The organism is Salinimicrobium sp. WS361 (assembly GCF_050750585.1).
Taxonomy (GTDB): domain Bacteria; phylum Bacteroidota; class Bacteroidia; order Flavobacteriales; family Flavobacteriaceae; genus Salinimicrobium.
In genome coordinates this window covers 16,803-40,762 of record NZ_JBOJLM010000022.1, presented here as the reverse complement: position 1 = coordinate 40,762, position 23,960 = coordinate 16,803, and the positions used below count along the sequence as shown (strand labels likewise).

General features: G+C 41.7%; 24 protein-coding genes and 2 tRNA genes. 17 read left to right on the top strand and 9 right to left on the bottom strand.

The features are described from left to right. The first annotated feature begins 27 nt into the window (after positions 1-27). From proS to rpsT, 4 genes are all read left to right on the top strand, one after another. Positions 28-1,506 carry a proline--tRNA ligase gene (gene proS / locus ACQ93I_RS15925; protein ID WP_431699384.1) on the top strand — a complete coding sequence of 493 codons (1,479 nt, stop codon included), beginning with the start codon at positions 28-30 and terminating at the stop codon, positions 1,504-1,506. A gap of 77 nt (positions 1,507-1,583) precedes the next feature. Then, positions 1,584-1,655 (top strand) — tRNA-Glu (locus ACQ93I_RS15920). A 44-nt stretch (positions 1,656-1,699) separates the two neighbouring features. Continuing rightward, positions 1,700-1,771: transfer RNA gene (locus tag ACQ93I_RS15915), tRNA-Glu, on the top strand. A gap of 30 nt (positions 1,772-1,801) precedes the next feature. Continuing rightward, entirely contained in the window at positions 1,802-2,050 is a 249-nt protein-coding gene (gene rpsT, locus ACQ93I_RS15910; protein ID WP_266071065.1) for a 30S ribosomal protein S20, read from the top strand. 537 nt (positions 2,051-2,587) lie between these two features. Here rpsT and rho read toward each other — a convergent pair. Further along, a complete protein-coding gene (gene rho / locus ACQ93I_RS15905) occupies positions 2,588-4,324 on the bottom strand; it encodes a transcription termination factor Rho (RefSeq protein ID WP_431699382.1) in 1,737 nt (578 codons plus the stop codon). 192 nt (positions 4,325-4,516) lie between these two features. On the opposite strand from rho, the gene ACQ93I_RS15900 reads away from it, so the two are divergent. Further along, positions 4,517-4,927 carry a DUF4293 domain-containing protein gene (locus ACQ93I_RS15900; RefSeq protein WP_431699381.1) on the top strand — a complete coding sequence of 137 codons (411 nt, stop codon included), beginning with the start codon at positions 4,517-4,519 and terminating at the stop codon, positions 4,925-4,927. A 213-nt stretch (positions 4,928-5,140) separates the two neighbouring features. On the opposite strand, the gene ACQ93I_RS15895 is transcribed toward ACQ93I_RS15900, so the two are convergent. Next, positions 5,141-5,635 (bottom strand): metallophosphoesterase family protein, encoded by a 495-nt coding sequence (locus ACQ93I_RS15895; protein ID WP_431699380.1) that lies wholly within the window; start codon positions 5,633-5,635, stop codon positions 5,141-5,143. A gap of 105 nt (positions 5,636-5,740) precedes the next feature. Here ACQ93I_RS15895 and truA point away from each other — a divergent pair, with 105 nt between their 5' ends. Together truA and ACQ93I_RS15885 are read left to right on the top strand one after the other, a co-directional pair. Beyond that, positions 5,741-6,481, top strand: coding sequence for a tRNA pseudouridine(38-40) synthase TruA (gene truA / locus ACQ93I_RS15890; RefSeq protein WP_431699379.1), 741 nt, complete (start codon positions 5,741-5,743; stop codon positions 6,479-6,481). Then, positions 6,481-8,253: an ABC transporter ATP-binding protein gene (locus ACQ93I_RS15885; RefSeq protein WP_431699378.1), complete on the top strand. Its 1,773-nt coding sequence runs from the start codon at positions 6,481-6,483 to the stop codon at positions 8,251-8,253. Before truA ends, ACQ93I_RS15885 begins: the two co-directional genes overlap by 1 nt. Here the strand turns inward: ACQ93I_RS15885 and cdaA are convergent. Beyond that, positions 8,250-9,023, bottom strand: a complete 774-nt coding sequence (gene cdaA, locus ACQ93I_RS15880) for a diadenylate cyclase CdaA (protein ID WP_266071059.1) — start codon at positions 9,021-9,023, stop codon at positions 8,250-8,252. The two genes, ACQ93I_RS15885 and cdaA, sit on opposite strands and share 4 nt — an antisense overlap. 37 nt (positions 9,024-9,060) lie before the next feature. Then, positions 9,061-9,885: a dihydropteroate synthase gene (gene folP / locus ACQ93I_RS15875; protein ID WP_431699377.1), complete on the bottom strand. Its 825-nt coding sequence runs from the start codon at positions 9,883-9,885 to the stop codon at positions 9,061-9,063. Positions 9,886-9,971: 86 nt separating this feature from the next. Here folP and ACQ93I_RS15870 point away from each other — a divergent pair, with 86 nt between their 5' ends. The 5 genes from ACQ93I_RS15870 to ACQ93I_RS15850 all read left to right on the top strand — a co-directional run bounded on the left by ACQ93I_RS15870 (position 9,972) and on the right by ACQ93I_RS15850 (position 13,828). Further along, positions 9,972-10,529, top strand: coding sequence for a DUF1599 domain-containing protein (locus tag ACQ93I_RS15870; protein ID WP_266071056.1), 558 nt, complete (start codon positions 9,972-9,974; stop codon positions 10,527-10,529). 10 nt (positions 10,530-10,539) lie between these two features. Then, positions 10,540-11,634, top strand: coding sequence for a BT_3928 family protein (locus tag ACQ93I_RS15865; RefSeq protein WP_431699376.1), 1,095 nt, complete (start codon positions 10,540-10,542; stop codon positions 11,632-11,634). Positions 11,635-11,900: 266 nt separating this feature from the next. Next, on the top strand, positions 11,901-12,653 hold the full coding sequence (gene tpiA / locus ACQ93I_RS15860) for a triose-phosphate isomerase (RefSeq protein ID WP_431699375.1): 753 nt from the start codon (positions 11,901-11,903) through the stop codon (positions 12,651-12,653). Between the two features lie 12 nt (positions 12,654-12,665). Beyond that, positions 12,666-13,502, top strand: a complete 837-nt coding sequence (gene prmA / locus ACQ93I_RS15855) for a 50S ribosomal protein L11 methyltransferase (RefSeq protein ID WP_431699374.1) — start codon at positions 12,666-12,668, stop codon at positions 13,500-13,502. A 50-nt stretch (positions 13,503-13,552) separates the two neighbouring features. Beyond that, the gene (locus tag ACQ93I_RS15850; protein WP_423818218.1) at positions 13,553-13,828 is read left to right on the top strand and encodes an ATP-dependent Clp protease adaptor ClpS; all 276 of its coding nucleotides are present in this window, start codon (positions 13,553-13,555) and stop codon (positions 13,826-13,828) included. Between the two features lie 227 nt (positions 13,829-14,055). Here the strand turns inward: ACQ93I_RS15850 and ACQ93I_RS15845 are convergent, their stop codons facing one another. Next, entirely contained in the window at positions 14,056-14,223 is a 168-nt protein-coding gene (locus ACQ93I_RS15845) for a hypothetical protein (RefSeq protein WP_266067914.1), read from the bottom strand. A gap of 394 nt (positions 14,224-14,617) precedes the next feature. Between ACQ93I_RS15845 and ACQ93I_RS15840 the strand changes: the two genes are divergently transcribed. Next, on the top strand, positions 14,618-16,543 hold the full coding sequence (locus ACQ93I_RS15840) for a tetratricopeptide repeat-containing sensor histidine kinase (protein ID WP_431699373.1): 1,926 nt from the start codon (positions 14,618-14,620) through the stop codon (positions 16,541-16,543). 34 nt (positions 16,544-16,577) lie between these two features. On the opposite strand, the gene ACQ93I_RS15835 is transcribed toward ACQ93I_RS15840, so the two are convergent. Further along, the gene (locus ACQ93I_RS15835; RefSeq protein ID WP_431699372.1) at positions 16,578-17,177 is read right to left on the bottom strand and encodes a hypothetical protein; all 600 of its coding nucleotides are present in this window, start codon (positions 17,175-17,177) and stop codon (positions 16,578-16,580) included. A 171-nt stretch (positions 17,178-17,348) separates the two neighbouring features. Here ACQ93I_RS15835 and ACQ93I_RS15830 point away from each other — a divergent pair, with 171 nt between their 5' ends. The 4 genes from ACQ93I_RS15830 to ACQ93I_RS15815 all read left to right on the top strand — a co-directional run bounded on the left by ACQ93I_RS15830 (position 17,349) and on the right by ACQ93I_RS15815 (position 21,039). Beyond that, complete coding sequence (locus tag ACQ93I_RS15830; protein WP_431699371.1) at positions 17,349-18,764, top strand: M20/M25/M40 family metallo-hydrolase; 1,416 nt, start codon at positions 17,349-17,351, stop codon at positions 18,762-18,764. 65 nt (positions 18,765-18,829) lie between these two features. Next, a complete protein-coding gene (locus ACQ93I_RS15825) occupies positions 18,830-20,212 on the top strand; it encodes an MATE family efflux transporter (RefSeq protein ID WP_431699370.1) in 1,383 nt (460 codons plus the stop codon). 2 nt (positions 20,213-20,214) lie between these two features. After that, entirely contained in the window at positions 20,215-20,442 is a 228-nt protein-coding gene (locus ACQ93I_RS15820; RefSeq protein WP_266067909.1) for a hypothetical protein, read from the top strand. A gap of 3 nt (positions 20,443-20,445) precedes the next feature. Further along, entirely contained in the window at positions 20,446-21,039 is a 594-nt protein-coding gene (locus tag ACQ93I_RS15815; RefSeq protein ID WP_431699369.1) for a phosphatase PAP2 family protein, read from the top strand. On the opposite strand, the gene ACQ93I_RS15810 is transcribed toward ACQ93I_RS15815, so the two are convergent. Genes ACQ93I_RS15810 through ACQ93I_RS15800 form a run of 3 tightly spaced genes read right to left on the bottom strand, consistent with a single transcriptional unit; the run spans position 21,002 to position 23,949 of the window. Beyond that, positions 21,002-22,624 (bottom strand): ArnT family glycosyltransferase, encoded by a 1,623-nt coding sequence (locus ACQ93I_RS15810; RefSeq protein WP_431699368.1) that lies wholly within the window; start codon positions 22,622-22,624, stop codon positions 21,002-21,004. The genes ACQ93I_RS15815 and ACQ93I_RS15810 overlap by 38 nt on opposite strands. Continuing rightward, entirely contained in the window at positions 22,617-23,240 is a 624-nt protein-coding gene (locus ACQ93I_RS15805) for a lipid-A-disaccharide synthase N-terminal domain-containing protein (RefSeq protein WP_431699367.1), read from the bottom strand. The genes ACQ93I_RS15810 and ACQ93I_RS15805 overlap by 8 nt, the downstream gene beginning before the upstream one ends. Continuing rightward, entirely contained in the window at positions 23,233-23,949 is a 717-nt protein-coding gene (locus ACQ93I_RS15800; RefSeq protein ID WP_431699366.1) for a glycosyltransferase, read from the bottom strand. Before ACQ93I_RS15800 ends, ACQ93I_RS15805 begins: the two co-directional genes overlap by 8 nt. Between the last annotated feature and the right edge of the window lie 11 nt (positions 23,950-23,960).

Sequence of the window (23,960 nt, the reverse complement as noted above, 5' to 3'; positions counted from 1 at the left end):
TACAACATTTGTGCCAAAAGACTGGAGATGGCAAAGAACCTAACTACCCGAAAAGAAGATTACTCAAAATGGTATAACGAACTGGTTGTGAAGGCCGACCTGGCAGAAAATTCTGCTGTGAGAGGCTGTATGGTTATTAAACCTTACGGTTATGCAATTTGGGAAAAAATGCAGGCACAACTTGATAAAATGTTTAAAGAAACAGGACATCAAAATGCTTATTTCCCGCTCTTTGTTCCTAAAAGCCTGTTTGAAGCTGAAGAAAAGAATGCTGAAGGTTTTGCTAAAGAATGTGCTATAGTTACTCATTATCGATTGAAGAACGATCCCGATAATGCCGGAAAATTAATAGTAGATCCTGATGCAAAGCTGGAAGAAGAACTGGTGGTAAGGCCAACATCTGAAGCTATAATCTGGAATACTTATAAAGGCTGGATACAGTCGTACCGCGATTTGCCCATCCTGGTAAACCAATGGGCCAATGTAGTGCGCTGGGAGATGCGTACCAGGCTTTTTCTGCGCACAGCCGAATTTTTATGGCAGGAAGGTCACACCGCACACGCCACTAAGGCTGAGGCATTGGCCGAGACAGAACAAATGAATAATATCTATGCAGAATTTGCCGAAAATTTCATGGCAATGCCTGTAATAAAGGGAAGAAAAACAGAGAGTGAGCGTTTTGCCGGGGCTGTAGAAACTTACTGTATAGAAGCAATGATGCAGGATGGAAAAGCCTTACAAGCCGGGACTTCTCACTTCTTAGGGCAGAATTTCGCAAAAGCATTTGATGTGAAATTTGCTACAAAAGAAGGAGGACTGGAGCATGTTTGGGCTACTTCATGGGGAGTGTCTACAAGATTGATGGGGGCGTTGATTATGACGCATAGTGATGACAATGGGTTAGTGCTGCCTCCAAATCTGGCGCCAATACAGGTTGTAATTGTGCCAATCTACAAAGGACAGGAGCAATTAGATCAAATTTCGGAAGTTGCCAATAAGCTTACTGCCGATCTTCGGGCGCAGGGAATCTCGGTAAAATACGATGATCGCGATACTCAAAAGCCAGGTTGGAAATTTGCACAGTATGAACTGCAGGGAGTTCCTGTAAGAATAGCTATTGGTCCTAAAGATCTTGAAAAGGGTTCTGTGGAGTTAGCGAGAAGAGATACCCTGAGCAAAGAGTTTGTTCAGCAAAACGAGGTTGTGGAGCAGGTAAAAGGGCTTATGACCGAGATTCAGGAGAATCTTCACAATAAAGCGAAGGCTTTTCGTAACGAACATATTACGGAGGTTAACGATTTTGAAGAGTTCAAGAAAGTGCTTAAAGGAAAAGGAGGCTTTATTTCAGCACATTGGGATGGGACTGCAGAGACAGAAAATAGGATCAAAGAGCTTACAAAGGCTACTATCCGTTTAATCCCTTTTGATAATGAAAAAGAGGAAGGCGTTTGTGTTTTCACCGGGAAACCATCGGTGGGGAGGGTGCTATTTGCAAAGGCTTATTAATTTTTTTAAAAAAAATTCCTCAACATTTGCGGCATTCAAAAATAGTTGTATTTTTGCATCCGCATTTGAAAATAAATGGTCCGTTCGTCTAGGGGTTAGGACGCCAGGTTTTCATCCTGGTAACAGGGGTTCGATTCCCCTACGGACTACAAAGGTTTACAAGTCGTGTAAGCCATCTTTGAAATAGTAAATTGGTCCGTTCGTCTAGGGGTTAGGACGCCAGGTTTTCATCCTGGTAACAGGGGTTCGATTCCCCTACGGACTACAGAAAAAGAATTAATTTAATAAGAGTATAATGGCAAATCATAAGTCATCGTTAAAGAGGATCCGTAGCAACGAGACAAAACGTCTTAGAAACCGCTACCAGCATAAAACTACCAGGAATGCCATCAAAAAGTTACGTGAGGCAGGAAAAGAGGAAGCAGAGACTTTGTACCCTACTGTAGCTTCTATGATTGACAAATTAGCGAAGAAAAACATTATTCATGATAATAAAGCCTCTAATCTTAAATCAAGATTAGCTAAGCACGTAGCTGCGCTTTAATTAAGATAGTGTTCAATTTATATAGGAATGCCTTTCGTGTAAAACGAGAGGCATTTTTTATTCATAGGAGGGTAAATACCCCGAGGCTTGCCTCGTTAGTAAATGTTGTAAAGTTTGAAAACGTGTTCCACTAAAATGCTCCGTGGGCTTGCCCCGGAGAAATTTACTTTTAAAATTGAGAAAGACCCTGCAGGTGAAAACCTGTGGGGTTTCGTATGTTTAACCACCTCGTCCGCTACCGCGAACACCCCTCCTTAAAACAAGGAGGATGCTTTTTGAAGGTTGCCATCTTTCAGGTGGACGTACCCTGGTGGACAGTTCTTTCTTTCGTTTTTCTTCTTTTGAAATTTTAAATAGGTCCCCTCCTCCCTGAGGAGGGGTGTCCGCAGGACGGGGAGGTGCTCGACTCCCAAATCACTTTCAGGAACCACAAACAGCTCTCCTTTTCCCCGAGGAGGGGGCGCAGGACGAAGAGGTATAAAAAATCCGGAGCATCAAAAGATGTCCGGATTTTGTCATTTTAGGAAGGTATGATCCTTAGCCGTTCATGGAGATTAAAAACTCCTCGTTGTTCTTTGTCTGTGTAATACGGCCATTGATAAATTCCATGGCTTCCACTGGGTTCATGTCGGCCAGGTACTTACGCATTACCCACATTCTTTGAAGTGTGTTTTCGTCAAGCAGGATGTCATCTCTCCTTGTGCTGGAAGAGGTAAGGTCAATGGCTGGGAAAATTCTTCTATTGGCAATTTTCCTGTCTAATTGAAGTTCCATGTTACCGGTACCTTTAAATTCTTCAAAGATCACCTCGTCCATTTTAGAACCTGTTTCGGTAAGTGCTGTGGCAATTATTGAAAGAGATCCGCCTCCTTCAATATTTCGTGCTGCCCCAAAGAATCTCTTAGGCTTGTGAAGCGCATTTGCATCAACACCTCCAGAAAGGACTTTTCCGCTGGCAGGTTGTACTGTATTATATGCTCTGGCTAAACGGGTGATGGAATCCAGAAGGATCACTACATCATGACCACATTCTACCATTCTCTTGGCTTTTTCAAGCACAATGTTCGCAACACGTACGTGTTCGTGAGCTTCTTTGTCAAAAGTTGAAGCGATTACTTCTCCTTTTACATTACGCTGCATATCGGTTACCTCTTCAGGGCGTTCATCAATAAGCAGGATAATTTGATATACTTCAGGATGATTTGCAGCAATTGCATTTGCAATATCCTTTAGGAGCATAGTTTTACCTGTTTTTGGTTGGGAAACGATCATTCCTCTTTGTCCTTTTCCTATAGGAGAGAACATGTCAATAACCCTGGTAGAAACTGTGCTTTGTCTTTCGGCAATGTTGAATTTTTCCTGAGGGAAAAGTGGAGTAAGGTGTTCAAAAGAAACCCTGTCTCTCACTACTTGTGGATCAAGACCATTGATCTTGCTGATCTTGATAAGCGGAAAATATTTCTCTCCCTCTTTTGGAGGTCTTACCTGGCCAAGAACGGTATCACCGGTCTTAAGTCCAAATAGTCTTATCTGGGATTGAGATACGTAAATATCATCTGGAGAAGAAAGGTACATGTAGTCTGATGACCTAAGGAAGCCATATCCGTCCTGCATGATATCAAGTACTCCTTCACTTTCTATAATTGCATCAAATTCGTAATCGGGTTCTTTATAACGATTTCTGTTATCGCGGTTTCCAGTATCTCTGTTCCCGCTGTCGCGGTTGCCTGAGTTGTCTCTGTTCCCGTTGTTGTCGCGGTTATTATTGTCGCGGGAACTGTCACGATTCTGGTTGCGGTTATCCCGTGCATCTTTCTGCCTGGGATCTTTGCGGTCTTTTTGTTGGTTTCGCGAAGAAGAATCTTTAGAAGTTTGCGGGCGGGAAGAATCTTCTTTCTTTCCTTTCTGCTCATTCCTGTTGTCAGAAGAAGGTTTTGCTTCCTGTGACTTTTCTTTTTGTTCTCCTTTGTGATCTGCTTTTTTCTCAGAGACCGGTCGTTGGTCTGCAGGATTTTTTGCAGTACTGGATTTTTCTTTTCTGGGGCGGGTTTTTCGCTGTTTCCTGGCAGTATTTTGGTCTTCCTGGGATTGAGGTTTTCCCTCTTCATCTGTCAGTACCTCCTGAACTTTTTGCGGATTGGCCGCCTGATAATCAAGGATTTTGTATACCAGGTCAAGCTTTTTCTGCGTACGGTATTTTGGTACCTGTAGCGTTTTGGCTATTTCCTGAAGTTCAGGCAGCTTCTTAGCCTTTAATTCTGAAATTTCAAACATGAATGTTCTTAAATAAAATTGGTCTTTGGTTTAATTAACCTTCTCGAGGAAGAATCGAAAAAATTTTTGGAGTCTAAGTAACCTTTATTGAATTGGTTACGAATTGATACTGCAATTATACGATATTATTTTCAGATTATAAATATGGTTTCTAAAAAGAATCTTTTATTTTTGTGCCTCTATTGAAGATAAATGTTACAAAGAATTCAGACAGTTTATTTATTAATTGCCGCCCTTTTCAATGCAGGTTTTATTTTTATATTTGAACTGTGGAATGATTTGGCTGGAAATCCGGTATACATCGAGGATGTTTATTCGGCTTTAGGGTTAACACTCTTTTCGGCTTTACTTTCAATAATTACGATCTTTTTGTTTAGGAATAGAAAGCTTCAGTTTGTGCTGGGGCGTGTCAATATCTTATTAAACTTAATTTTACTAGGATTATTTGTCTATTGGTCTCTAACTGTATCTGGAGAAACTTCGGTTTCAGAGAAAGGTATTGGGATGCTGACTCCTGTATTTTCTATCGTTTTTTTAGTGCTGGCCAATAAGGCTATAAAAAAGGATGAAGATCTTGTAAAATCTGTAGACCGACTGCGATAAACCTTTCATCTTAGTAGTATTAGTGCGTAAAAACCCGGAGTGAAAGCTCCGGGTTTTTTGGTTTCTGGATTAAAGGATAAGGTTCCAAAAATGGCATTTTTGGGAGGTATTTCTGAAGCAGTATTTTCAATTAACAGAACTATCAACTACTGATCAATAGCTATTAGCTACTGATCACTGACTACTGATCACTGATCACTATTTTCCCAATCACTACTTTTTCCCCAGTTCAATCACCTCAAGATCTTTGATGTCCTTCCCGTCAATCTTGAATCTTAACATTGTTCTTACCTGGTGAAAACCCTGTTTTCCTGCTGCGCCGGGGTTCATGTGAAGTAAACCGAGCTTCTTGTCGTTCATCACTTTTAGAATATGGGAATGCCCGCTTATAAAGATCCGGGGTGGGTTGGTTTTGATCTCCTCTTTTACGGCAGGGGAGTAACGGCCGGGGTAGCCCCCAATATGTGTAATCCACACATCTACTTCTTCACACATAAACCGGTTGTTTAGGGGAAATTCCTTTCTTATGCCCCCGCCATCTATATTCCCGTATACGGCTTTTAATGGTTTTACTTCTTTTAGAGAATCGCTTACCTGCAGTGTGCCAATATCTCCTGCATGCCACAACTCATCAGCTTCAGCAGCATATTTCAGGATGCGGTCATCAAGATAACCATGGGTGTCACTTAGTAGTAAGATCTTTTTCATAGGGAATAATTATAACAAGATTAATAATCTACCGCCGGGAAGAATGAGCAGTTGCCTTTAATGGCTTATCTTTGTTTCTTTAATTTGCAAAAGTAAAAATTTAGGTTGAGATATTTTTTGGAGCTGGAATTCTTCGGAAAAGCCTACCACGGCTGGCAACGACAGCCTACGGCGATAACCGTGCAGGAGGTAATCGAAAATTCCTTAAGCACCTTGCTTCAGGAAAATATTGAAGTGCTGGGTGCCGGAAGAACAGATGCAGGAGTACATGCAAAGCAAATCTTTGCACATTTTGATACTGAAACTATCCTGGGGCAGGAATTCATCTTCAGGATAAATTCGCTGTTGCCAAACGATATTGCGGTTAGAGATCTCGTTGCTGTACGTCCCGATGCTCATGCGCGCTTTGATGCTGTAGCCCGTTCTTATGAATATCATGTTACAACCAAAAAGAATGTGTTTGAAAGAGAGACAGCGTATTTTTTACAGAAAGAACTTAATGTGGAAAATATGAATGCAGCTGCGCAGATATTATTGGAGTACACAAATTTCAAGTGTTTTTCCAGGTCCAGGACCGATGTCTTTACCTACAACTGCACAATAACAAGAGCAGAGTGGGAACAACGGGATAACCTGTTGATATTTCATATTACGGCAGATCGTTTTCTTCGGAATATGGTGAGGGCTATTGTAGGTACTCTGGTGGAGATAGGATTGGCCAAACGCGAAATAGAAGATATGCATCAGGTAATTAAAAGTGAAAACAGAAGTAAGGCCGGAGCTTCGGTGCCTGCGCACGGATTATATTTAACCAGGATCGTGTATCCTGAAAGTATTTTGATTTAATGGCAGCAACAACAGGAAATGCTTTCGATTTTAGATTATTTAAGCGATTGCTTAATTATGCCTTTGCTTACAAAGGCGCCTTCTATTTTGTAGCTATAGCCGCTATTTTGCTCTCCTTCCTGGGGGTGATGCGGCCTTATTTATTGCAACTTACTATAGATAATTCTATAGTGCCACAAGATAATGATCAGCTTTTCTTTTATATAAGTCTCATGCTGGGAGTGTTGGTGCTCGAGGTGCTTTTCCAGTTTTGTTTTATTTATTTCGCCAACTGGCTGGGGCAGGAGGTAATTCGCGATCTAAGGGTGAACCTCTTTAAACACATGCTTCAGTTTAAGATGAAGTATTTTGATAACTCTGCTGTGGGGCGCCTTGTAACCAGGGCGGTGAGCGATATCGAGACTATTGCAAGCATCTTCAGTGAAGGGCTTTTCATGATTATTAGTGACCTCTTAAAAATGACAGTTATCCTGGCTTTTATGTTCTATCAAAGCTGGAGGCTCACACTTTTGGTACTTGTGGTACTGCCATTTATCCTCTATGCGACAAGGGTTTTTCAAAAGAAGATGAAGCTGGCTTTTGAAGAAGTGCGTACGCAGGTAGCAAACCTTAACACTTTTGTGCAGGAGCGAATTACAGGAATGAAGATCGTGCAGCTCTTTACCCGGGAGGAAAAAGAATACGAGAATTTTAAAGAGATCAACGATAAACACCGTAAAGGCTGGGTTAAAACTGTGTGGTATAACTCCATATTCTTTCCCATTGCCGAAATGGCCACTTCTATCACCATAGGTTTAATTGTGTGGTATGGAGGGCTAAGAGTTGTTGAAGGCAGTGAAGCGATTACCCTGGGGGTAATAGTGGCCTTCGTTGAGTTAAGCCAAATGCTTTTTAGGCCTTTGAGACAAATTGCCGATAAGTTCAATACCCTTCAAATGGGAATGGTAGCCGCAAACAGGGTTTTTGGCGTGCTCGATACTCAATCTTCTATTCCCGATAATGGTAAAATTGCTGTAGATCATTTAAAAGGAGAAATTGAATTTAAAGATGTGAGATTTAGCTACGTGGGTGATGAAGAGGTGCTAAAGGGAGTCTCTTTTAAGGCAGAAACCGGAGAAACAGTTGCAATTGTAGGAGCTACAGGGGCTGGAAAATCTACCATAATTAACCTGCTGAATCGTTCCTACGAAATTTCCAGCGGGCACATTCTTATTGATGGTATAGATGTTAAGGATATGACCCTTAAATCCCTTAGAGGGGAAATCGCGATTGTGCTGCAGGATGTTTTTCTTTTTGCCGATACCATCCTTAACAATATCACACTAAACGATCCCAGTATTACAAAGGAAACGGTAATACAGGCAGCCAAAGATATTGGTGTCGACAATTTTATTGCCAGTCTTCCGGGGGGGTATGATTATAATGTGAAGGAGCGCGGGGTAATGCTCTCTTCAGGTCAACGTCAATTAATCGCATTTTTGAGAGCCTACGTGAGCAATCCAAGTATTCTGGTGCTGGATGAGGCTACTTCTTCAGTCGATTCTTATAGCGAACAACTCATACAGGACGCTACGTTAAAGATCACCCAGGGCCGCACTTCCATCGTGATTGCCCACAGGCTGGCTACAGTGAAAAAAGCTGATAAGATCCTGGTAATGGATGCCGGGAAAATAGTGGAGATGGGAACACATGCTCAACTGCTAAAGAAAGAGAATGGGTACTACAAGAATTTGTATGAGGTGCAATTTATGCAGGAAGAACAAAGCCTTTAAACAAGATCTGCCTTTAATTTCTGGATGAGGTCTTCGCGATCTTCGTACATCACAAACTCACCATCTTTGATATAAGAGATTTGTCCTGTTTCTTCACTTACCACCAGGGCCAGGGCATCTGTTTTTTCAGTAATACCAACAGCTGCTCTATGTCTTAATCCGAATCGTAGCGGTATGGTGCGGTCATTTGAAACGGGTAGAATCACCCTTGTAGCGGTAATGTAATTGTCTTCAATGACCAAAGCCCCGTCATGCAGAATACTATTCTTGTAAAAAATAGATTCAATTATGGGTTGGTTGACCAGGATCTTCATGGGGTCCCCGCTTTGTTTTATAAAGTCCAGGCTGGTATTTCTCTGTATCACAATTAGGGCACCGGTGTTTGTTTTGCCCATGTTTTCACAGGCTTTTACAATTGCCTCAACATCATTGGGGGTTTCAAGATCGTCCTTGATCAGCTTTAAAGTTTGTAAAAAGCGCCTTCTTCTGGCAAAGTTTGTAGAGCCAATCATGAGCAGGAATTTTCTGATCTCCTGCTGAAAAACCACGATAAGAGCAAACATTCCCACGCCAATAAATTCCCCCAGTACACTGCTAAGCATTTCCATGCGCAGCAATTGGGTGAGTTTACCAACAAAGTAAATAATCACAATTCCAATAAAAATATTGACGGCTACCGTGCCCTTAACCAACTTGTAGATGTAGTACAGCAAGGCTGCAATAAAAATGATATCAACAATATCGAGAATACGTAGATCGAGAAAGTCCAAGTGGGCGTGCTTTTTGGTAAATGTAAAAAATTATAAACTAGTTTTTCAGCCGCTCAATTAATTTCACACATTCTACCGCTTCTTTTACGTCATGCACCCTAAGAATGTGGGCTCCTTTCATCAAAGATACTGTGTTGAGAACAGTAGTTCCGTTAAGGGCTTCTTGGGGTGTGGTATTAAAAGTTTTGTAGATAAGTGATTTCCGGGAGAGGCCAGATAAAATTGGTAAATTCAGGTTTTCGAATAACTCCAGGTGAGACAGTAATTCAAAATTCTGTATTACATTCTTAGAAAATCCGAATCCCGGATCTATAATTAGATCATTGATGCCCAGCTGTCTCGTCAGGTCAATTTTCTCAGAAAAATACTGGAGTACGTCCTGGGTAAGATCTTCGTACTGGTTGAGGTCTTTCATGGTTTTAGGATTACCTCTCATGTGCATCATGATATAAGGTACCTGTAGTTGCGCTACCGTTTCCATCATTTTATCGTCAAGGTTTCCTGCGGAAATATCGTTGATAATGGCTGCTCCAGCTTCAACACTTTGTCGTGCCACTTCACTTCGGAAGGTATCTATAGAAATAAGAATGTCTGGAAATTTCTCGACCAGGGCTTCTACTACCGGAAGTATTCGCTGAAGTTCTTCTTCTTCCGAAATATCTTTGGCACCGGGCCTGCTGCTATAAGAACCTATATCTATGAAATCGGCACCCTCAAGCAGCATTCTTTCAGCCTGTGCCAGGTGTTCCTCAAGGCTTGTGCGGCGTCCTCCATCATAGAACGAATCGGGCGTAATGTTGAGAATTCCCATAATTTTTGGAACAGAGAGATCTATAAGGCGTCCTTTACAGTTGATATACATCTTAAAAATTGCTGTTTTTTGGTTGGAAAAATTAACTTTGACGAATAGAATAAAATCAGCGAAATTTACACAAATTACCCGTTTCTATGAAGGATACTTCCGCCCAATATGATGCTGTGATCGCCGAATGCCGCAGTCTCTTCCTTAAAAAAATGAAAGATTATGGTTGTGCATGGCGTATTTTAAGGCTTCCTTCCCTTACAGATCAAATTTTTATAAAAGCACAGCGAATTCGGGGGCTTCAGGAAAATGAAGTGCGTAAAGTAGATGAAGGTGAGGTGCCAGAGTTTATTGGCATCATCAATTATTCGGTGATGGCTTTGATTCAGCTTGAAAAAGGAGTCGCCCTCCAGCCCGATCTCTCAAATGAGGAGGTCGAGGAGCTTTATGTGCGCACTACCGCCCGTACAAAGCAACTCATGGAAAATAAAAATCACGATTATGGCGAAGCCTGGCGCGATATGAGGGTAAGTTCTTTTACCGATCTTATTCTTCAAAAAGTGCTTCGCATTAAACAAATTGAAGATAATAAAGGCAAAACCCTGGTGAGCGAAGGCATAGCAGCAAATTATGAAGACATGATCAACTATGCGGTTTTTGCCCTTATACACATTCATGAAAAAAGCGAATTAAGCCAAACTTAAGCAATATACTATGAAAATTCTGGTAGAGGTTTCCCGTTGGATAGTCGGACTCTTGTTCATTTTTTCCGGATTTGTAAAGCTGAATGACCCTATAGGTTTTTCATTCAAACTGGAAGAGTATTTTAGCCCTTCGGTACTCGATCTTGAATTTTTAGCGCCCTTTGCACTTATCATCGCCATCCTGGTGGTGGTCTTTGAACTTGTACTGGGAATCATGCTGCTCATTGGCTACCTGCCAAAATTTACTACCTGGGCACTACTGCTTATGGTGATCTTCTTTGGCTTTCTCACTTTTTACTCCGCCTACTACAATAAGGTGACCGATTGTGGTTGCTTTGGCGATGCAATTCCTCTCACGCCCTGGCAGTCATTTTATAAGGATATGATACTACTGGTGCTCATTCTTATCCTGTTTTTCAACAGGAAGTACCTTACACACTATTTTGCCCGGGCATCTCATAGATGGATCGTGTTTTTGAGTTTTATGCTGTGTTTTATTTTTGCCTATTATGTTTTGATGCACCTGCCGGTCTTCGACTTCAGGGCTTATAAAGAAGGTACAAATATTGCCCAGGCCATGACCGTACCTCAGGGTGCGCCCCAGGCGGTATACGATTACAACTGGAAGTTCCGCGTAAACGGCGAAGAAAAAGTTTATACCACCCAGGGGTCTTACCCCAATGTTGACGGGGAGTTTATCGAGGTAGAAACCCAGCTCGTGCAAAAAGGTTATGAGCCGCCAATTCACGAGTTTTCTATTGAAAAAGACGGCGAAAACCAAATTTCTTCTCTTCTGGCTGAAGATAAACTGCTCATGGTTGTGGCTTACAGTCTTAGGCGCAGCGAAGCGCCCGGTTTACAGCAGCTCGATGCAGTAATAAAGCGTGCCCGCAGCAATGGTTATAGGGTGATTGGCCTTTCGGCTTCAGGGGAAGAGCTCAAGGAGCAAATAAATGAGAAATACAATCTTGATCTCGACTGGTATTTCAGCGATGAAACCGCACTTAAAACAATAATCCGGAGCAATCCCGGCCTGGTGAAGCTTCACAAAGGAACTATTATAGAAAAGCTGCACTGGAGTGATGCTGAAAAACTTCAGTTTTAGAGGGTTCCAAAAATGGCATTTTTGAAGGGTATTTTCTGAAGTATTTATTTTCCGAAGTTAGTTCATTCGAAATATTCCGAATTTCTTCCGAAGAAAAAAGGGTACTAAAAAAAGGCATTTTTGACACCTTATTTTTGTGCTTTTTCTCGTTTTTCCGCAGGTTCTTAGCCGTGGCAATGTTATATTTGTAGTTCAGGCCGGGCAATGAGAAAAATTTCGGCCAATCTATTAATTACAAATACTTATTTACCCCTAAAACAACCATTATGAGAGACAAAATAGTTGCCGGAAACTGGAAAATGAACAATGATTTGGCACAAACCGAAGATTTGCTTTCAAACATCAAAAAATCATATAAAAAAGATCAGGACGTGCGCGTTATCGTGGCGCCTTCTTTCACAAATCTACACCACGCATTTGAATCTTTAAGAGATTCGTCTATAGATGTTGCTGCACAAAACATGAATGAGAATAGTGATGGGGCTTATACCGGCGAGGTATCTGCGTCTATGCTTACCAGCATTGGTGTGAAAACCGTTATTCTTGGTCATAGCGAGCGCCGTGCAATTTATAAAGAAACAGATGCACTGCTTGCAAAGAAAGTTGATGCCGCTCTTGAAAATGATATGGAAGTGATCTTTTGCTGCGGAGAGGAACTGAATGAACGTAAAGCTGAAAAACATTTTGACGTTGTGAAAAGTCAGTTGGAAAAAGGCATTTTTCATGTTTCTGAAGGGCAGTGGAACAAGATAGTGATCGCCTACGAACCTGTTTGGGCAATTGGAACCGGAGAAACTGCTTCTCCAGAACAAGCGCAGGAAATGCATGGTTTTATCAGAAAAACCATTGCTGAAAAGTTTGGAAGTGAACTGGCTAATAATGTTGCAATTCTTTATGGAGGCAGCGTAAAACCCGGAAATGCGCAGGAGATATTTGCTAAAGAAGATGTGGATGGTGGCCTAATTGGAGGTGCGAGCCTTAAAGCCGAAGACTTCTTAGCGATTGTAGAGGCTTTTTAATTAGAGAATAGTATGAATTATCTGGAGTTTAAATTTTTAATTGAACCTCTACAACCGGCATCAGAGATCCTTATTGCCGAACTGGGCATGGCAGGCTTTGAAAGCTTTGTAGAGAATGAAGACGGAATTACTGCTTACATTCCCAAAGAGGAATATGATGCAGAGTCAATGGCGGGAATACACATACTCCAGTCTAATGAATTTGATATTTCCTTTACCCAGACAGAAATTGAACAGGTAAACTGGAATATTGAGTGGGAAAAGAATTTTCACCCCATTGTTGTTAATGATCAATGTGGGGTAAGAGCTCCGTTTCACCCCAAGCCAGATGTGAAGTATGACATCGTGATTGAGCCTAAAATGTCATTTGGTACCGGGCATCATGCTACTACTCACATGATGATTGAGTTTCTTCTAGAGCAGGACCTGCAGGGAAAAAAAGTTTTGGATATGGGTTGCGGCACCGGAGTATTGGCTATTGTAGCCGAAAAACGGGGTGCCTCTCAGCTTGATGCCATTGATATAGACAACTGGTGTTACCAAAATACGCTGGAGAATGTGGAGCGTAATGACTGCCACAAAATCGAAACTTTTGAAGGCGGGGCAGAGCTACTGCAGGGTCGTCACTATGACGTGATCATTGCCAATATTAACAGGAATATTTTGCTTGAGGATATGGGAACCTACAATAATAGCCTTAATGAGGGCGGGGAACTCTATCTCAGCGGATTCTATTCAAAAGATATTCCTGTGATCAAAAAGGAATGTGAAAAGTACGGGATAGAATACAATGATTATAAAGAACGGGAAGACTGGGTCGCTTTAAAATTTACAAAGCATAAAAACTGAGAAGAAATTCTTATCTTTGATCCTGTTTTTTCAAATGAAAATGTCTGACTATGAGTACACAAGAAGAAGTTCTTGAAAAGAAGAAAGTTGAAACAAAAGAATCAAAACTTTATGAGATCGTCCTGTATAATGACGATTACAATACGTTTGATCATGTAATAGAAACGCTTATTGTTGTGTGCGAGCATACACCTGAGCAGGCCGAACAGTGTTCTCTCCTGGTGCATTACAAAGGTAAGTGTACTGTTAAAACCGGAACTTACAAAGATTTGGAGCCGCGCTGCGGAAAACTTCTAGAAGAAGGCCTGTCTGCAGAAATCGTATAGCAACTTCTTTTGAATTCAATAATAAAGGGTAAGATTTTTCAGAAATCTTACCCTTTATTATTTCTGGTAGTTCAAAAATAAGAGATTCTTTCTGCACCTTCCGAAACTTTCCAGTTCAACGGAAGCTGAGTTTAAGTGAATTTTTTAAATAGTAGGGTTAGGTCCTGGCTCAGAAATGCCTGCTCCAAAAACCATACTGCTGCTTTTTCTACAAGAGAAGTGAAGAATTATTTTTCCTCTTTAGACTCAGTTCTTTTTCGTGAGTCTCTTTGCATCATTCGGCGATATTGATCTGTATAGCCCCAGTCTCTTCTTCTTGATTCCTTAGTTGTCACTCCTGGTTTTTTTGGCAGGGTGGATGACTTCCCTGTTTCGAATTTTTTTTCTGTGTCCATGATCTTTATTTTAAAATTCTGCCCCTTGTTGAGTTTGGGCAGGAAGCTACATAACCCCCAGTAGCCGTAGCTTTAATTTAATAAACGTTTTGATTTAAAATCATAAATATCAGGTGTTTAACTTCTTCTTTAGAATGATTTATAGATGTCTGAATTTTTTGTGATTTCAGGTAAAAAAAGAGAAAGGTAAAGCTTGGTGCGGGAAAGTTTTTGAGAGGAGAAGCTAAATTGAAAACTTGTGTAAACTGTGGCAAATCAGATGAAATGGGTAAGATTGATATTCCAGTAGGATAAAGTTAATGGCCTGGTACAAATTTTCTTTTTTTAGAAAGTGTGATGAGGTTTTTCGGGTAAATCTTAAACTTCTGTTAATGCTTTTTACTATGTTTGTGTTATGAAAAAAGCGCAGATCTTCAGTCTCTTACTCATTCTTTGCTTCGCTGCCTTTAGTGGTTGTGGGGAGGAAGATAGGAAAGTGGAGGAGCCCGGGCCCGCACCGGGTAGCGCTGGCCATTTTTATCTAATGGGCCTGGATACTTCAGATCCTCATAAGAAGCTGGAATTCTACAATAAAGGCCTTGATGCCGTTACAGATAAAAAAGATACCTCACTGGTTGCGCTGCTGGATGGGAAGGTGTTTGCATTTCTTCGCCTTGGCGAAATGGATAGTGTCCCGCTATGGATAGATAGCCTTATCACAACGGCACGATTTCAGGGAGATTTGTTTTATGAAGCTAAAGGCTATTTCAGGAAATCCCAGATTTTCAGAAATAATAATCCTGAAGAACAATTCAGAAATGCCTTTTATTCCCGTAACCTGTACCTTAAATATGGCGATACAAGCATGGCAGGCAGGCGGTCTCTTGACATGGCTAATGCACAACTTGGTTTAGGAGATATTGTGGGAAGCCAGGAAACCGCTACCGAAGCTATAAAATATCTGGACCACACCAGGGATGCGAATTATGTGAGTTCTGCATATAATGTACTGGGGTTATCCTATGGTACTCAAAGGCTTTTTTCTGAAGCGCTTAAAGAATACAAACAGGCCTTAAGGTATGCTGTAGATAGGGAGGACAGTATCAGCTATCTTCACAATATTGCTCTCTTACATAAAGATCAACAAGACTATTCTGAAGCAATTGAGATTTTTGAAGAAATTCTAAAATCTGATGAGATTGACGAACTTTCCCGATTGAGATATCGTGAAAATCATGCGTATACAAAGTGGTTACAGGATTCTACCACCAACGCAGAGGCCGTTCTTACAGAGGTGATGCAGAAAAGGCTGGAAATAAATGACCATTCAGGTTTAATAGCAAGTTATTTTCACCTTTCAGATTACTTCAGGAATATTAACAGCGGCAAAGCAAAATATTATGCCGAAAAGTATTACGATAAGGCCATTCAGCTTTCGTATCCCACAGCGCAGGTTGATGCTCTAAAAAGGCTCATTCCGCTAACTGAAGGGAAAACCAGAGAAGCATATATTGACAGGTTCCTTTTTCTTAATGACAGTCTTGAAGAAGCTGATACCAGGTTGAGGTTCCAATTTGCAAAAATAAGATTTGACGAAGAGAAAAAGGAGCAACAAATACACCTTTTAAAAGCTGAAAACGTTACGCAGCACTTGCAAACAGAGAAAATGCGAACCCGCAATATCATTAGTTCTCTTGCTGCCCTTTTGATCTTAATAATTTCCGGAACATTTTTTTATAATGTGAGGCAGCGCGGAAAAAGGGAAAAAATAAAGCAAATATATCTTACCGAAAGCAGGATCTCAAAGAGAATCCATGATGAACTCGCAAATGACATCTACCATGTAATGAGTTCTATTGAGCCGGTGGCTCCTGCGGTGGTGGTAGACCGGCTGGAGGATATTTACCAGCGCACCCGCGATTTTTCCCGTGAAAACAGTGAGATTGCAACAGGAGAAGAATATTTATCGGGTCTGCTCAACATGCTCTCTGGTGCAGTACCAACCGGAACCCGTTTAATTGTACGTGGCGAGAACACCATCAACTGGCGCAACCTAAGCCGTGAAACGAAAATAGTAGTGTATCGCGTTCTTCAGGAAATGATGGTGAATATGAGAAAACACAGCAAAGCCAAACTCATAGCCCTTATTTTCTCTACGGAAGAAAAATGTCTTAAGATCAGTTATTCCGATAATGGAGTAGGGGTAGATGCATCAATCCTAGAAAACGGAAATGGCATTAAAAACCTGAAGGAACGGCTAAAAACCATTAAAGGAAATGCCATTTTTGACACTTCAGGAAAAGGGTTAAAGGCAGAGCTCTCTGTGCCCCTGGGTTCTTAAAATTTTAATTAAAAAATTCAGGAGCCGGGAAGCTCTAGTTTTGTGAATTATCTTTTGGAGGAGGAGTATATTTTAAGAAGTACATCTTATCTCCACTGGGGTGATCCCATTCATTGAATAATTCAAAGCCGTACCGGCGGTAAGCCAGGCTTATACGTTTTATTCTGGTTTCAGCATAAATAGGAAGTTGTAGTTCCTGCGCAATGGCATAAAATTTATTTTTCATGTCATACGCTATTTTTGCATCATCACTTCCACGGGCATCACTCAATATTCCCCAGAACCAGCAGTAGAGGTAATCTCCTTCTTTTGGCCGCTGAGATTTTACATACTTCTGCACCTTCATTGCGGCAAGTCCTTTTTTAATGCCGGTCACATTAATGGCCAGCTTGAGATCCATAATAAGATCTTTCCAGAAATTCTTGTCATTGCTGTTTGTCTTGAAAAGAATAGCTATGCCTTTTTCATCGGGAGAGGTAATAAGCGCATCTTTTTCAATGGCCTTTTCTACCATGTAAGTTGCCAGGTAGTGAAATCTCTTTTCCCGTTTGTTATCGTCTTTAACGATCTCCATTGAGGTAGGGACTTCCTGTAAAAGAGTAGAGACGTTGTCTATTATTTTCTGCTTGTTCAAGGACGTTAAATTTTTCCGAAAGATAGAAAAATGACCTGAGTTTGGCTTCTTCGGAAGAATAAAATTCAATCCCGAAGAAAACAGCTTCAGAGAATAATCTTAATTATTTTTTCATTTTGAAGCTGTTTTGGAATGGTTTTTTACATTTGTTTTTTGATCAGTAAAAATCTTATGAAAAAAATTCCGTTTTTCCTTATTCTACTTCTGGCTTTAAATGCAGGAGCGCAGTCCAATTCCGAAGCAGATTCTCTCAATATTCGCAAACTTTATGATGTGGCTCTACTTCAGGGACAGGGTTACGCATGGTTAGATCACCTGTCAAACAAGATTGGAGGCCGGTTATCGGGTTCTGTGAATGCACAGCGCGCTGTAGATTACACTAAAGCCGAACTTGAAAAGCTGGGACTTGACCGGGTGTGGTTACAGCCGGTGATGGTTCCTAAGTGGACGCGCGGTAATCCCGAATATGCCTATATCCAATCTCCCGGTTCTCCTTCAAATACTGTAAATATACTTGCCCTGGGCGGATCTGTCGCTACTCCCGATACAGGTCTTAGAGCTAAAGTGATTGAAGTGCAGGGCATTGAAGATTTGGCGAGATATGGAAAAGAACAGATTGAAGGAAAGATCGTTTTTTATAACCGGCCTATGCGAACCGATCTTATTCACACTTTTGAAGCCTACGGGGGTTGCGTAGATCAACGCTATTCTGGCGCGGCCGAGGCTGCAAAATATGGTGCTGTAGGAGTAATTGTGCGATCGCTCTCTCATAAAATAGATGATTATCCTCATACAGGCTCAATGAGTTATGGAGACCTGCCCAACAGTAAAAGGATTCCTGCAGCTGCAATTAGCACTAAAGATGCCGAATACCTTAGCAGTATGCTAAAGCTGAACAAAGATCTCGATTTCTACTATAAAATGAACTGCCGCAATTTTGAAGATGTAGAGTCTTACAATGTTATTGGTGAGATAAAAGGTAGTGAACGCCCAGATGAGTACATTGTAGTTGGCGGACATCTCGATTCATGGGATGTAGGCGACGGAGCTCATGATGATGGTGCCGGGGTGGTGCAGTCAATGGAAGTTTTAAGGCTCTTTAAGGAAGCAGGAGTCCGGCCTAAGAGAACTATTCGGGTGGTGCTTTTCATGAATGAAGAAAACGGACTAAGAGGTGGAAATAAGTATGCTGAAGTAGCCAAACAGAATGCCGAAAACCACATTTTTGCGCTTGAAAGTGATTCTGGCGGGTTTACGCCTCGTGGTTTTTCATTTGATGCACGAGATTCACAGTTTGAAAAAATTGAATCCTGGAAACCCCTTTTTGAACCTTATCTTATTCACTATTTTGCAAGAGGAGGCAGCGGGGCAGATATTGGCCCCCTTAGGAATGAAAGCACGGTGCTGGCAGGACTAAGACCCGATTCTCAGAGGTACTTTGATCACCATCATGCAGCTACCGATACTTTTGAATCGGTAAATAAACGCGAACTTGAACTTGGAGCGGCCACTATGGCTTCCCTGGTTTACCTTGTAGATAAATACGGATTTGACGATATTAAGAACGATCCCGAAATCCTTAAATAAAAGTATGGTCGGCTAACGCTGTCTGGTAACTAAACTTTCTATCTTTGCAGCCTTAAACTACAAAGGTGCAACTTACTGCCTACACAAAAGAATTTGGAAAGAATTTAAACATTGCCTATCCCGTAATGCTGGGCCAGTTGGGGCATGTGATGGTTGGGCTGGCCGATAATATTATGGTTGGCCGGCTGGGTGCTGCACCTCTCGCAGCGGTCTCCCTGGGCAACAGCCTAGTGTTTATTGCGCTTTCCCTGGGAATCGGGTTTTCTTTTGCCATCACGCCACTCATTGCTGAAGCTGATGGGGCCGGGGATATCGAAACCGGAAAAAGCTATTTTCACCACGGCATTATCATGTGTGGGATCAATGGGATCTTTCTTTTTCTCCTGCTCCTGCTGGCAAAACCAATACTTTATCATCTTGACCAGCCACCCGAAGTGGTAGACCTGGCAATACCATATCTCAAGATTGTGGCTTTTTCTATGATCCCGCTTATGCTGTTTCAGGCTTATAAGCAGTTTGCCGACGGCCTGTCTCAAACCCGTTATGCCATGTATGCTACCTTGATAGCCAATGTGGTGAATATTGTATTCAATTATTTGCTGATTTATGGAATCTGGATCTTTCCGCGCCTTGAACTTGAAGGTGCTGCCCTGGGAACTTTGATCTCCAGGTTTTTCATGATCTGGTTTATCTGGGAGATCTTAAGAAGAAAGAAAAAATTCCGGCAGTATTTTGTCTGGTCCCAGAAAGGCCTCCTCAAAATTGACATTTTTAAGAGGTTATTTGCCCTTGGTTTTCCCACGGCCCTGCAAATGCTCTTTGAGGTGGCTATTTTCACGGCAACAGTCTTTCTTGCCGGTACCCTGGGAACAAATCCTCAGGCGGCAAACCAGATTGCGCTCAACCTTGCCTCTATGACCTTTATGGTCGCAGTGGGTCTTGGGGTTACCGCCACAATCAGGGTGGGGAATCAAAAGGGAAAAGCAAATTATCACGACCTTCGTCGTATAGCATTATCCACATTTTTACTGGTCTTTTTCATTGAAGCAGTGTTTGCCGTAGGTTTTATACTTCTTAAAGATTGGCTGCCCACGCTGTACATAGATAATGCAGAAGTGATTTTACTGGCAGCACAACTTTTAGTCGTAGCCGCACTATTTCAGTTAAGCGATGGTTTGCAGGTGGTGATCCTGGGCGCTTTAAGAGGCTTGCAGGATGTCAAATTTCCCACCGTAATTTGCTTCATTGCTTATTGGATCATCGGTTTCCCCGTGTCCTGGTATTTGGGAAAGGAAACCAGCCTTGGCAGTATGGGAATTTGGTTCGGATTACTCGCCGGGCTTAGCGCATCTGCTTTTATGTTGTATCTTCGATTTAATTCTTTGAGCAAAAAATTACTTTTATCGGCTGTTGCCAACCAGCCGGAGAAACAAAAAATATCTGAATAACTATGGATTTTCCAAAATTCCTCTTAGGTGATAATACCGATTATCCCGACGCTATTTTTATAATTCATACTGAATTTCCGCGTTTTATATTAAATCTTGAAGACGATGAAGTAGAGTGGCTGGAAGATTTTGATGCCTCCGATGAAAAGGAACTCGCTTCTGAAGCCGAAGGCCTCATTCAACAGGCTAACGACTTTTATGATCGCGAAATTTCGAGATATGATGAATAGCCTATGGAGCAATTGGTAGAACTAGATCACGAACTTTTCCTATTTCTCAACAATCTTGGCGATCCTGCCTGGGATAATTTCTGGAATTTTATTACCAATAAATGGGCTTCCATTCCATTTTACGCACTGCTGGTGTTTTTCCTTTATAGGGCTTTAGGGTGGAAGAAAACTTTGCTTTCCCTGGTGCTTGTCGCATTAGTGATCACCTGTACTGATCAACTTGCAAACCTTTTTAAACACTATTTTGAACGCCCCCGGCCTTGCAGGCAGGCAGGTATTATGGAATATTCCCGCTTTGTTGCTGTGAGATGTGGCAGGTTTGGGTATTTTTCTGCGCATGCGGCAAGTTCGGCAGCCCTGGTGGTTTATTTAGGGATGATCCTTAAAAATTACTGGAAGCACATTTTTCCGGTACTTATTTTCTGGGGTTTACTGGTTTCCTACAGCCGCATTTATCTTGGGGTGCATTATCCCGGCGATGTGCTTACCGGCTGGTTCTTTGGGATCGTAATTGGATATGCCTTCTATCGTTTGTTCCTGTTCCTGTTGCGCAGGTTTTTCACTCCCGGCGACGCTCCAGCAGGTAGAACATCCTGATAAGCCTGCTTTTGTATGTAGAGGCTTCGGGGCTTACATAGTTGAGGTCATATCTCCTGGAAGACAGCACTCTAAAATCCCTTTTTAGAGTATCTATAAAAGCCGAATCTTTTTCCTGAAGTATAACGCCAAATCTGTCTGCTTCGGGTAAACGTAGCTCGTCAGCGTGTAACTTCGGAATTGGTTCTCCATATTCCCATATAATTTCGGGTGTTTCTGAAACATATTCATACACCTGAAATTCTTCAGCTGCAGCATACTTCTGAAGTTCATCAAAATTTCTGAAGTTGGGGTTTTTCAGAAAAGCATCTGAAAGCGGAAAGGCGAAGCTCATAATTCCGCACATAAAGGCTATTGTTAGAAAAAAGACTTTAGGATATTTCCTCTTTTTCAGGAAGTACAATAAAGCTACGGCCACCCCAACCAGTATCACCGAAGCCGAAATATACCAGAACCAATGCCCTTCAAGCTCCAGCATAAAATATCCTGCAATAGGGAAAGCCAGTCCAATTACAGCGATGAGTCCGTGATTAAAGTACACAACATAGCCCTCCTTTTTTGAAAGGTCTTTAAACTTTCGGAAAAGATATTCTATATAAAAACTGGTATTGAGGGCCATGGGGATAAGCACCGGCAGGAGGTATCGGGACTTCTTTTCGGGGATAATTGACAACAAGACAACGGCTGCAAGGGTCCAGAAAAGGGCAAATTTGTAAGCTTTTTTATTTGCGACTCTGTTCTTTAAGTATGGGTATAACAAGGCAACAAAGGCAGGGATGGTCCAAATGCCACTTTGAACAACAAAGCTCCAGTAATAATAAAAAGGCCGCACATTGTAATTCGTCCAGCGGGTGGCTTCCCGGGAGGTAATTTCTATAAAAGCAACAGGATCAGCCAGCCTTACGTAAATAAACCACCAGCCGCCAATTCCCAGGGCCAAAACCAGGAGAATTAAGAAAGATTTCCACTTCTTTTTAAAACCTTTAAATTTATAGACACTTGCATAGGCAATTAGAAATGGCAGGAGCAGCGCGTAAAGGGAAACGGGGCCTTTGCTCATTATGGAGAAGCCCAGAAATATCCCTCCAAAAATGGCATTTTTGAAAAGGTTTTTTTCACTGCCGAAAAAATTCCATAGAAAGTATATGGCTACCAGCATAAAAGAGTGGGTGAAAATATCCCATTGCCCGTTGCGGCCCATAAATATTATGTAGAATGAGCTGGCGAGAATCAAAGTAGCTAAAAAGGATTGTTTTAGGCTAATTTCCAGTTTTGGCAAGAACCTGTAGAAGGTGTACAGCAGCAGCAAGGTGACCAGTGCCGCCGGCAGGCGCAGGCCAAATACACTGGTAAAGCCAAAGAGTATTCCACTTATGGCCGTAAGCCAAGTGGGTAAAGGGGGTTTTTCATATCGGGCTTCTGCATTGAGCGTAGTGAGAATCCAGTTATCGTTGGTCACCATTTCGCGGGCAGTAATAAAATTGCGGGCTTCCATGATATTAATGTAGATTACATCAAGGTGCACCACGAAGATTAATGCCCATACAAGCAGGATGTAAAGCAGGTATTGCTGATTTTTAGTCATGTTCTCTCCTTATTAAAACCATATTTCTAACATAGATTACGCTGCCCACTATATGGCCCACAAAAAGTACGGGATCTTTTCGAAGAACCGCATAGATAAGGATAAGGACTGAACCCGAAAAGCTGAGCAGCCAAAATCCCAAAGGCAAAACAGATTCTTTGACCTTTTCAGAATAAACCCATTGATATACAAATCTAAATGTAAAGATTACCTGTGCCGAAGATCCCAGCACCAGTAGCCATAGCGGGATATTTTCGTTGTAGAGCAACTTCTCTATATCATAAGTGTTGTTGTTGTATGAATACATAAACAATAAAACCGGAAAGAAGTAGAGGAAAAGGCGTAACCATTTTGCCATTTTTTTCCATTCTCCCTGCAGCTGCATGTTTCTTATATAGATAAAATAGGTAAGTGCCTGCCCCAGCATAATTGAGAAATCACTTCGGAGGTAGCCATAAACAAAAAGCAAAAAAGAGGCAAAGAGTGAAACCTTCCAGAAACGGGCAGGGGTAAGCACCTTTTTTTGCTTTTCAGAAGCAATCCACTGTAGCAGGAGCCGGGTTGAGAATAGGATCTGCGCTGTAAACCCAATGCTGTAGACTAGCCAGCTATTCATTTTTTTCGGCTACTTTGTAGTTGATGTAACTTCTTTTCATCCACAAAAAAGCAAAGCAATCTACAAGTGGGCCTGCCAACCGGTTAAGAAGGTGGAATTTTGCTTTTCCGGCTATACGTGCATAGTGCCTTACAGGAACCTGTTTCACCCTGCCATTTTGCAGTAAAACCATGGCAGGCAAAAATCGGTGCAACCCTTTGAACATAGGGATTCGCTTTGCATAATCGGCCTTGATCACTTTGAGGGGGCAGCCGGTGTCATCCATCCCATCCTGGGTGAAACTGCGTCTTATGCCGTTAGCGATCAGGGAAGACAGGTTCTTTTTTACCGAATCTTTTCTATTGGTGCGCATCCCCGTCACCAGGTCATATTCACCAATGTGCTTCAGGAGCAGGTTAAAATCATCGGGATCTGTTTGCAGGTCAGAATCTATATAACCTATGAGAGGAGTATCTGCATGATCAAACCCTGCTTTGATAGCCGAACTCAATCCGTAGTTGCGATCAAAAGAAATAAATTTAAAGGCTTCATTTCTGCGGGAAATCTCCTGTACAAGCTGCAGACTATTGTCTGTAGAGCCGTCGTTGATAAAAAGCACGCAGGTCTTAACCGGTGCCTTTTTAATATAGAGATCCAGTTCCTGCTCTACTCTAAGCAAATTTGGCTCTTCGTTGTACAGAGGGACCAGAATGGTAAATTCGTATTTCATTAAATATGAGG

What these genes read in the sequence shown, in the direction of transcription:
- ACQ93I_RS15800 (WP_431699366.1), bottom strand. Translation starts at nt 23,949, where the DNA reads ATGAAATACGAATTTACCATTCTGGTCCCTCTGTACAACGAAGAGCCA.
- ACQ93I_RS15820 (WP_266067909.1), top strand. Translation starts at nt 20,215, where the DNA reads ATGGATTTTCCAAAATTCCTCTTAGGTGATAATACCGATTATCCCGAC.
- ACQ93I_RS15810 (WP_431699368.1), bottom strand. Translation starts at nt 22,624, where the DNA reads ATGACTAAAAATCAGCAATACCTGCTTTACATCCTGCTTGTATGGGCA.
- rho (WP_431699382.1), bottom strand. Translation starts at nt 4,324, where the DNA reads ATGTTTGAAATTTCAGAATTAAAGGCTAAGAAGCTGCCTGAACTTCAG.
- proS (WP_431699384.1), top strand. Translation starts at nt 28, where the DNA reads ATGGCAAAGAACCTAACTACCCGAAAAGAAGATTACTCAAAATGGTAT.
- prmA (WP_431699374.1), top strand. Translation starts at nt 12,666, where the DNA reads ATGAATTATCTGGAGTTTAAATTTTTAATTGAACCTCTACAACCGGCA.
- rpsT (WP_266071065.1), top strand. Translation starts at nt 1,802, where the DNA reads ATGGCAAATCATAAGTCATCGTTAAAGAGGATCCGTAGCAACGAGACA.
- tpiA (WP_431699375.1), top strand. Translation starts at nt 11,901, where the DNA reads ATGAGAGACAAAATAGTTGCCGGAAACTGGAAAATGAACAATGATTTG.
- ACQ93I_RS15840 (WP_431699373.1), top strand. Translation starts at nt 14,618, where the DNA reads ATGAAAAAAGCGCAGATCTTCAGTCTCTTACTCATTCTTTGCTTCGCT.
- ACQ93I_RS15865 (WP_431699376.1), top strand. Translation starts at nt 10,540, where the DNA reads ATGAAAATTCTGGTAGAGGTTTCCCGTTGGATAGTCGGACTCTTGTTC.
- ACQ93I_RS15845 (WP_266067914.1), bottom strand. Translation starts at nt 14,223, where the DNA reads ATGGACACAGAAAAAAAATTCGAAACAGGGAAGTCATCCACCCTGCCA.
- ACQ93I_RS15870 (WP_266071056.1), top strand. Translation starts at nt 9,972, where the DNA reads ATGAAGGATACTTCCGCCCAATATGATGCTGTGATCGCCGAATGCCGC.
- ACQ93I_RS15885 (WP_431699378.1), top strand. Translation starts at nt 6,481, where the DNA reads ATGGCAGCAACAACAGGAAATGCTTTCGATTTTAGATTATTTAAGCGA.
- ACQ93I_RS15815 (WP_431699369.1), top strand. Translation starts at nt 20,446, where the DNA reads ATGGAGCAATTGGTAGAACTAGATCACGAACTTTTCCTATTTCTCAAC.
- ACQ93I_RS15805 (WP_431699367.1), bottom strand. Translation starts at nt 23,240, where the DNA reads ATGAATAGCTGGCTAGTCTACAGCATTGGGTTTACAGCGCAGATCCTA.
- ACQ93I_RS15830 (WP_431699371.1), top strand. Translation starts at nt 17,349, where the DNA reads ATGAAAAAAATTCCGTTTTTCCTTATTCTACTTCTGGCTTTAAATGCA.
- ACQ93I_RS15850 (WP_423818218.1), top strand. Translation starts at nt 13,553, where the DNA reads ATGAGTACACAAGAAGAAGTTCTTGAAAAGAAGAAAGTTGAAACAAAA.
- folP (WP_431699377.1), bottom strand. Translation starts at nt 9,885, where the DNA reads ATGTATATCAACTGTAAAGGACGCCTTATAGATCTCTCTGTTCCAAAA.
- ACQ93I_RS15895 (WP_431699380.1), bottom strand. Translation starts at nt 5,635, where the DNA reads ATGAAAAAGATCTTACTACTAAGTGACACCCATGGTTATCTTGATGAC.
- ACQ93I_RS15900 (WP_431699381.1), top strand. Translation starts at nt 4,517, where the DNA reads ATGTTACAAAGAATTCAGACAGTTTATTTATTAATTGCCGCCCTTTTC.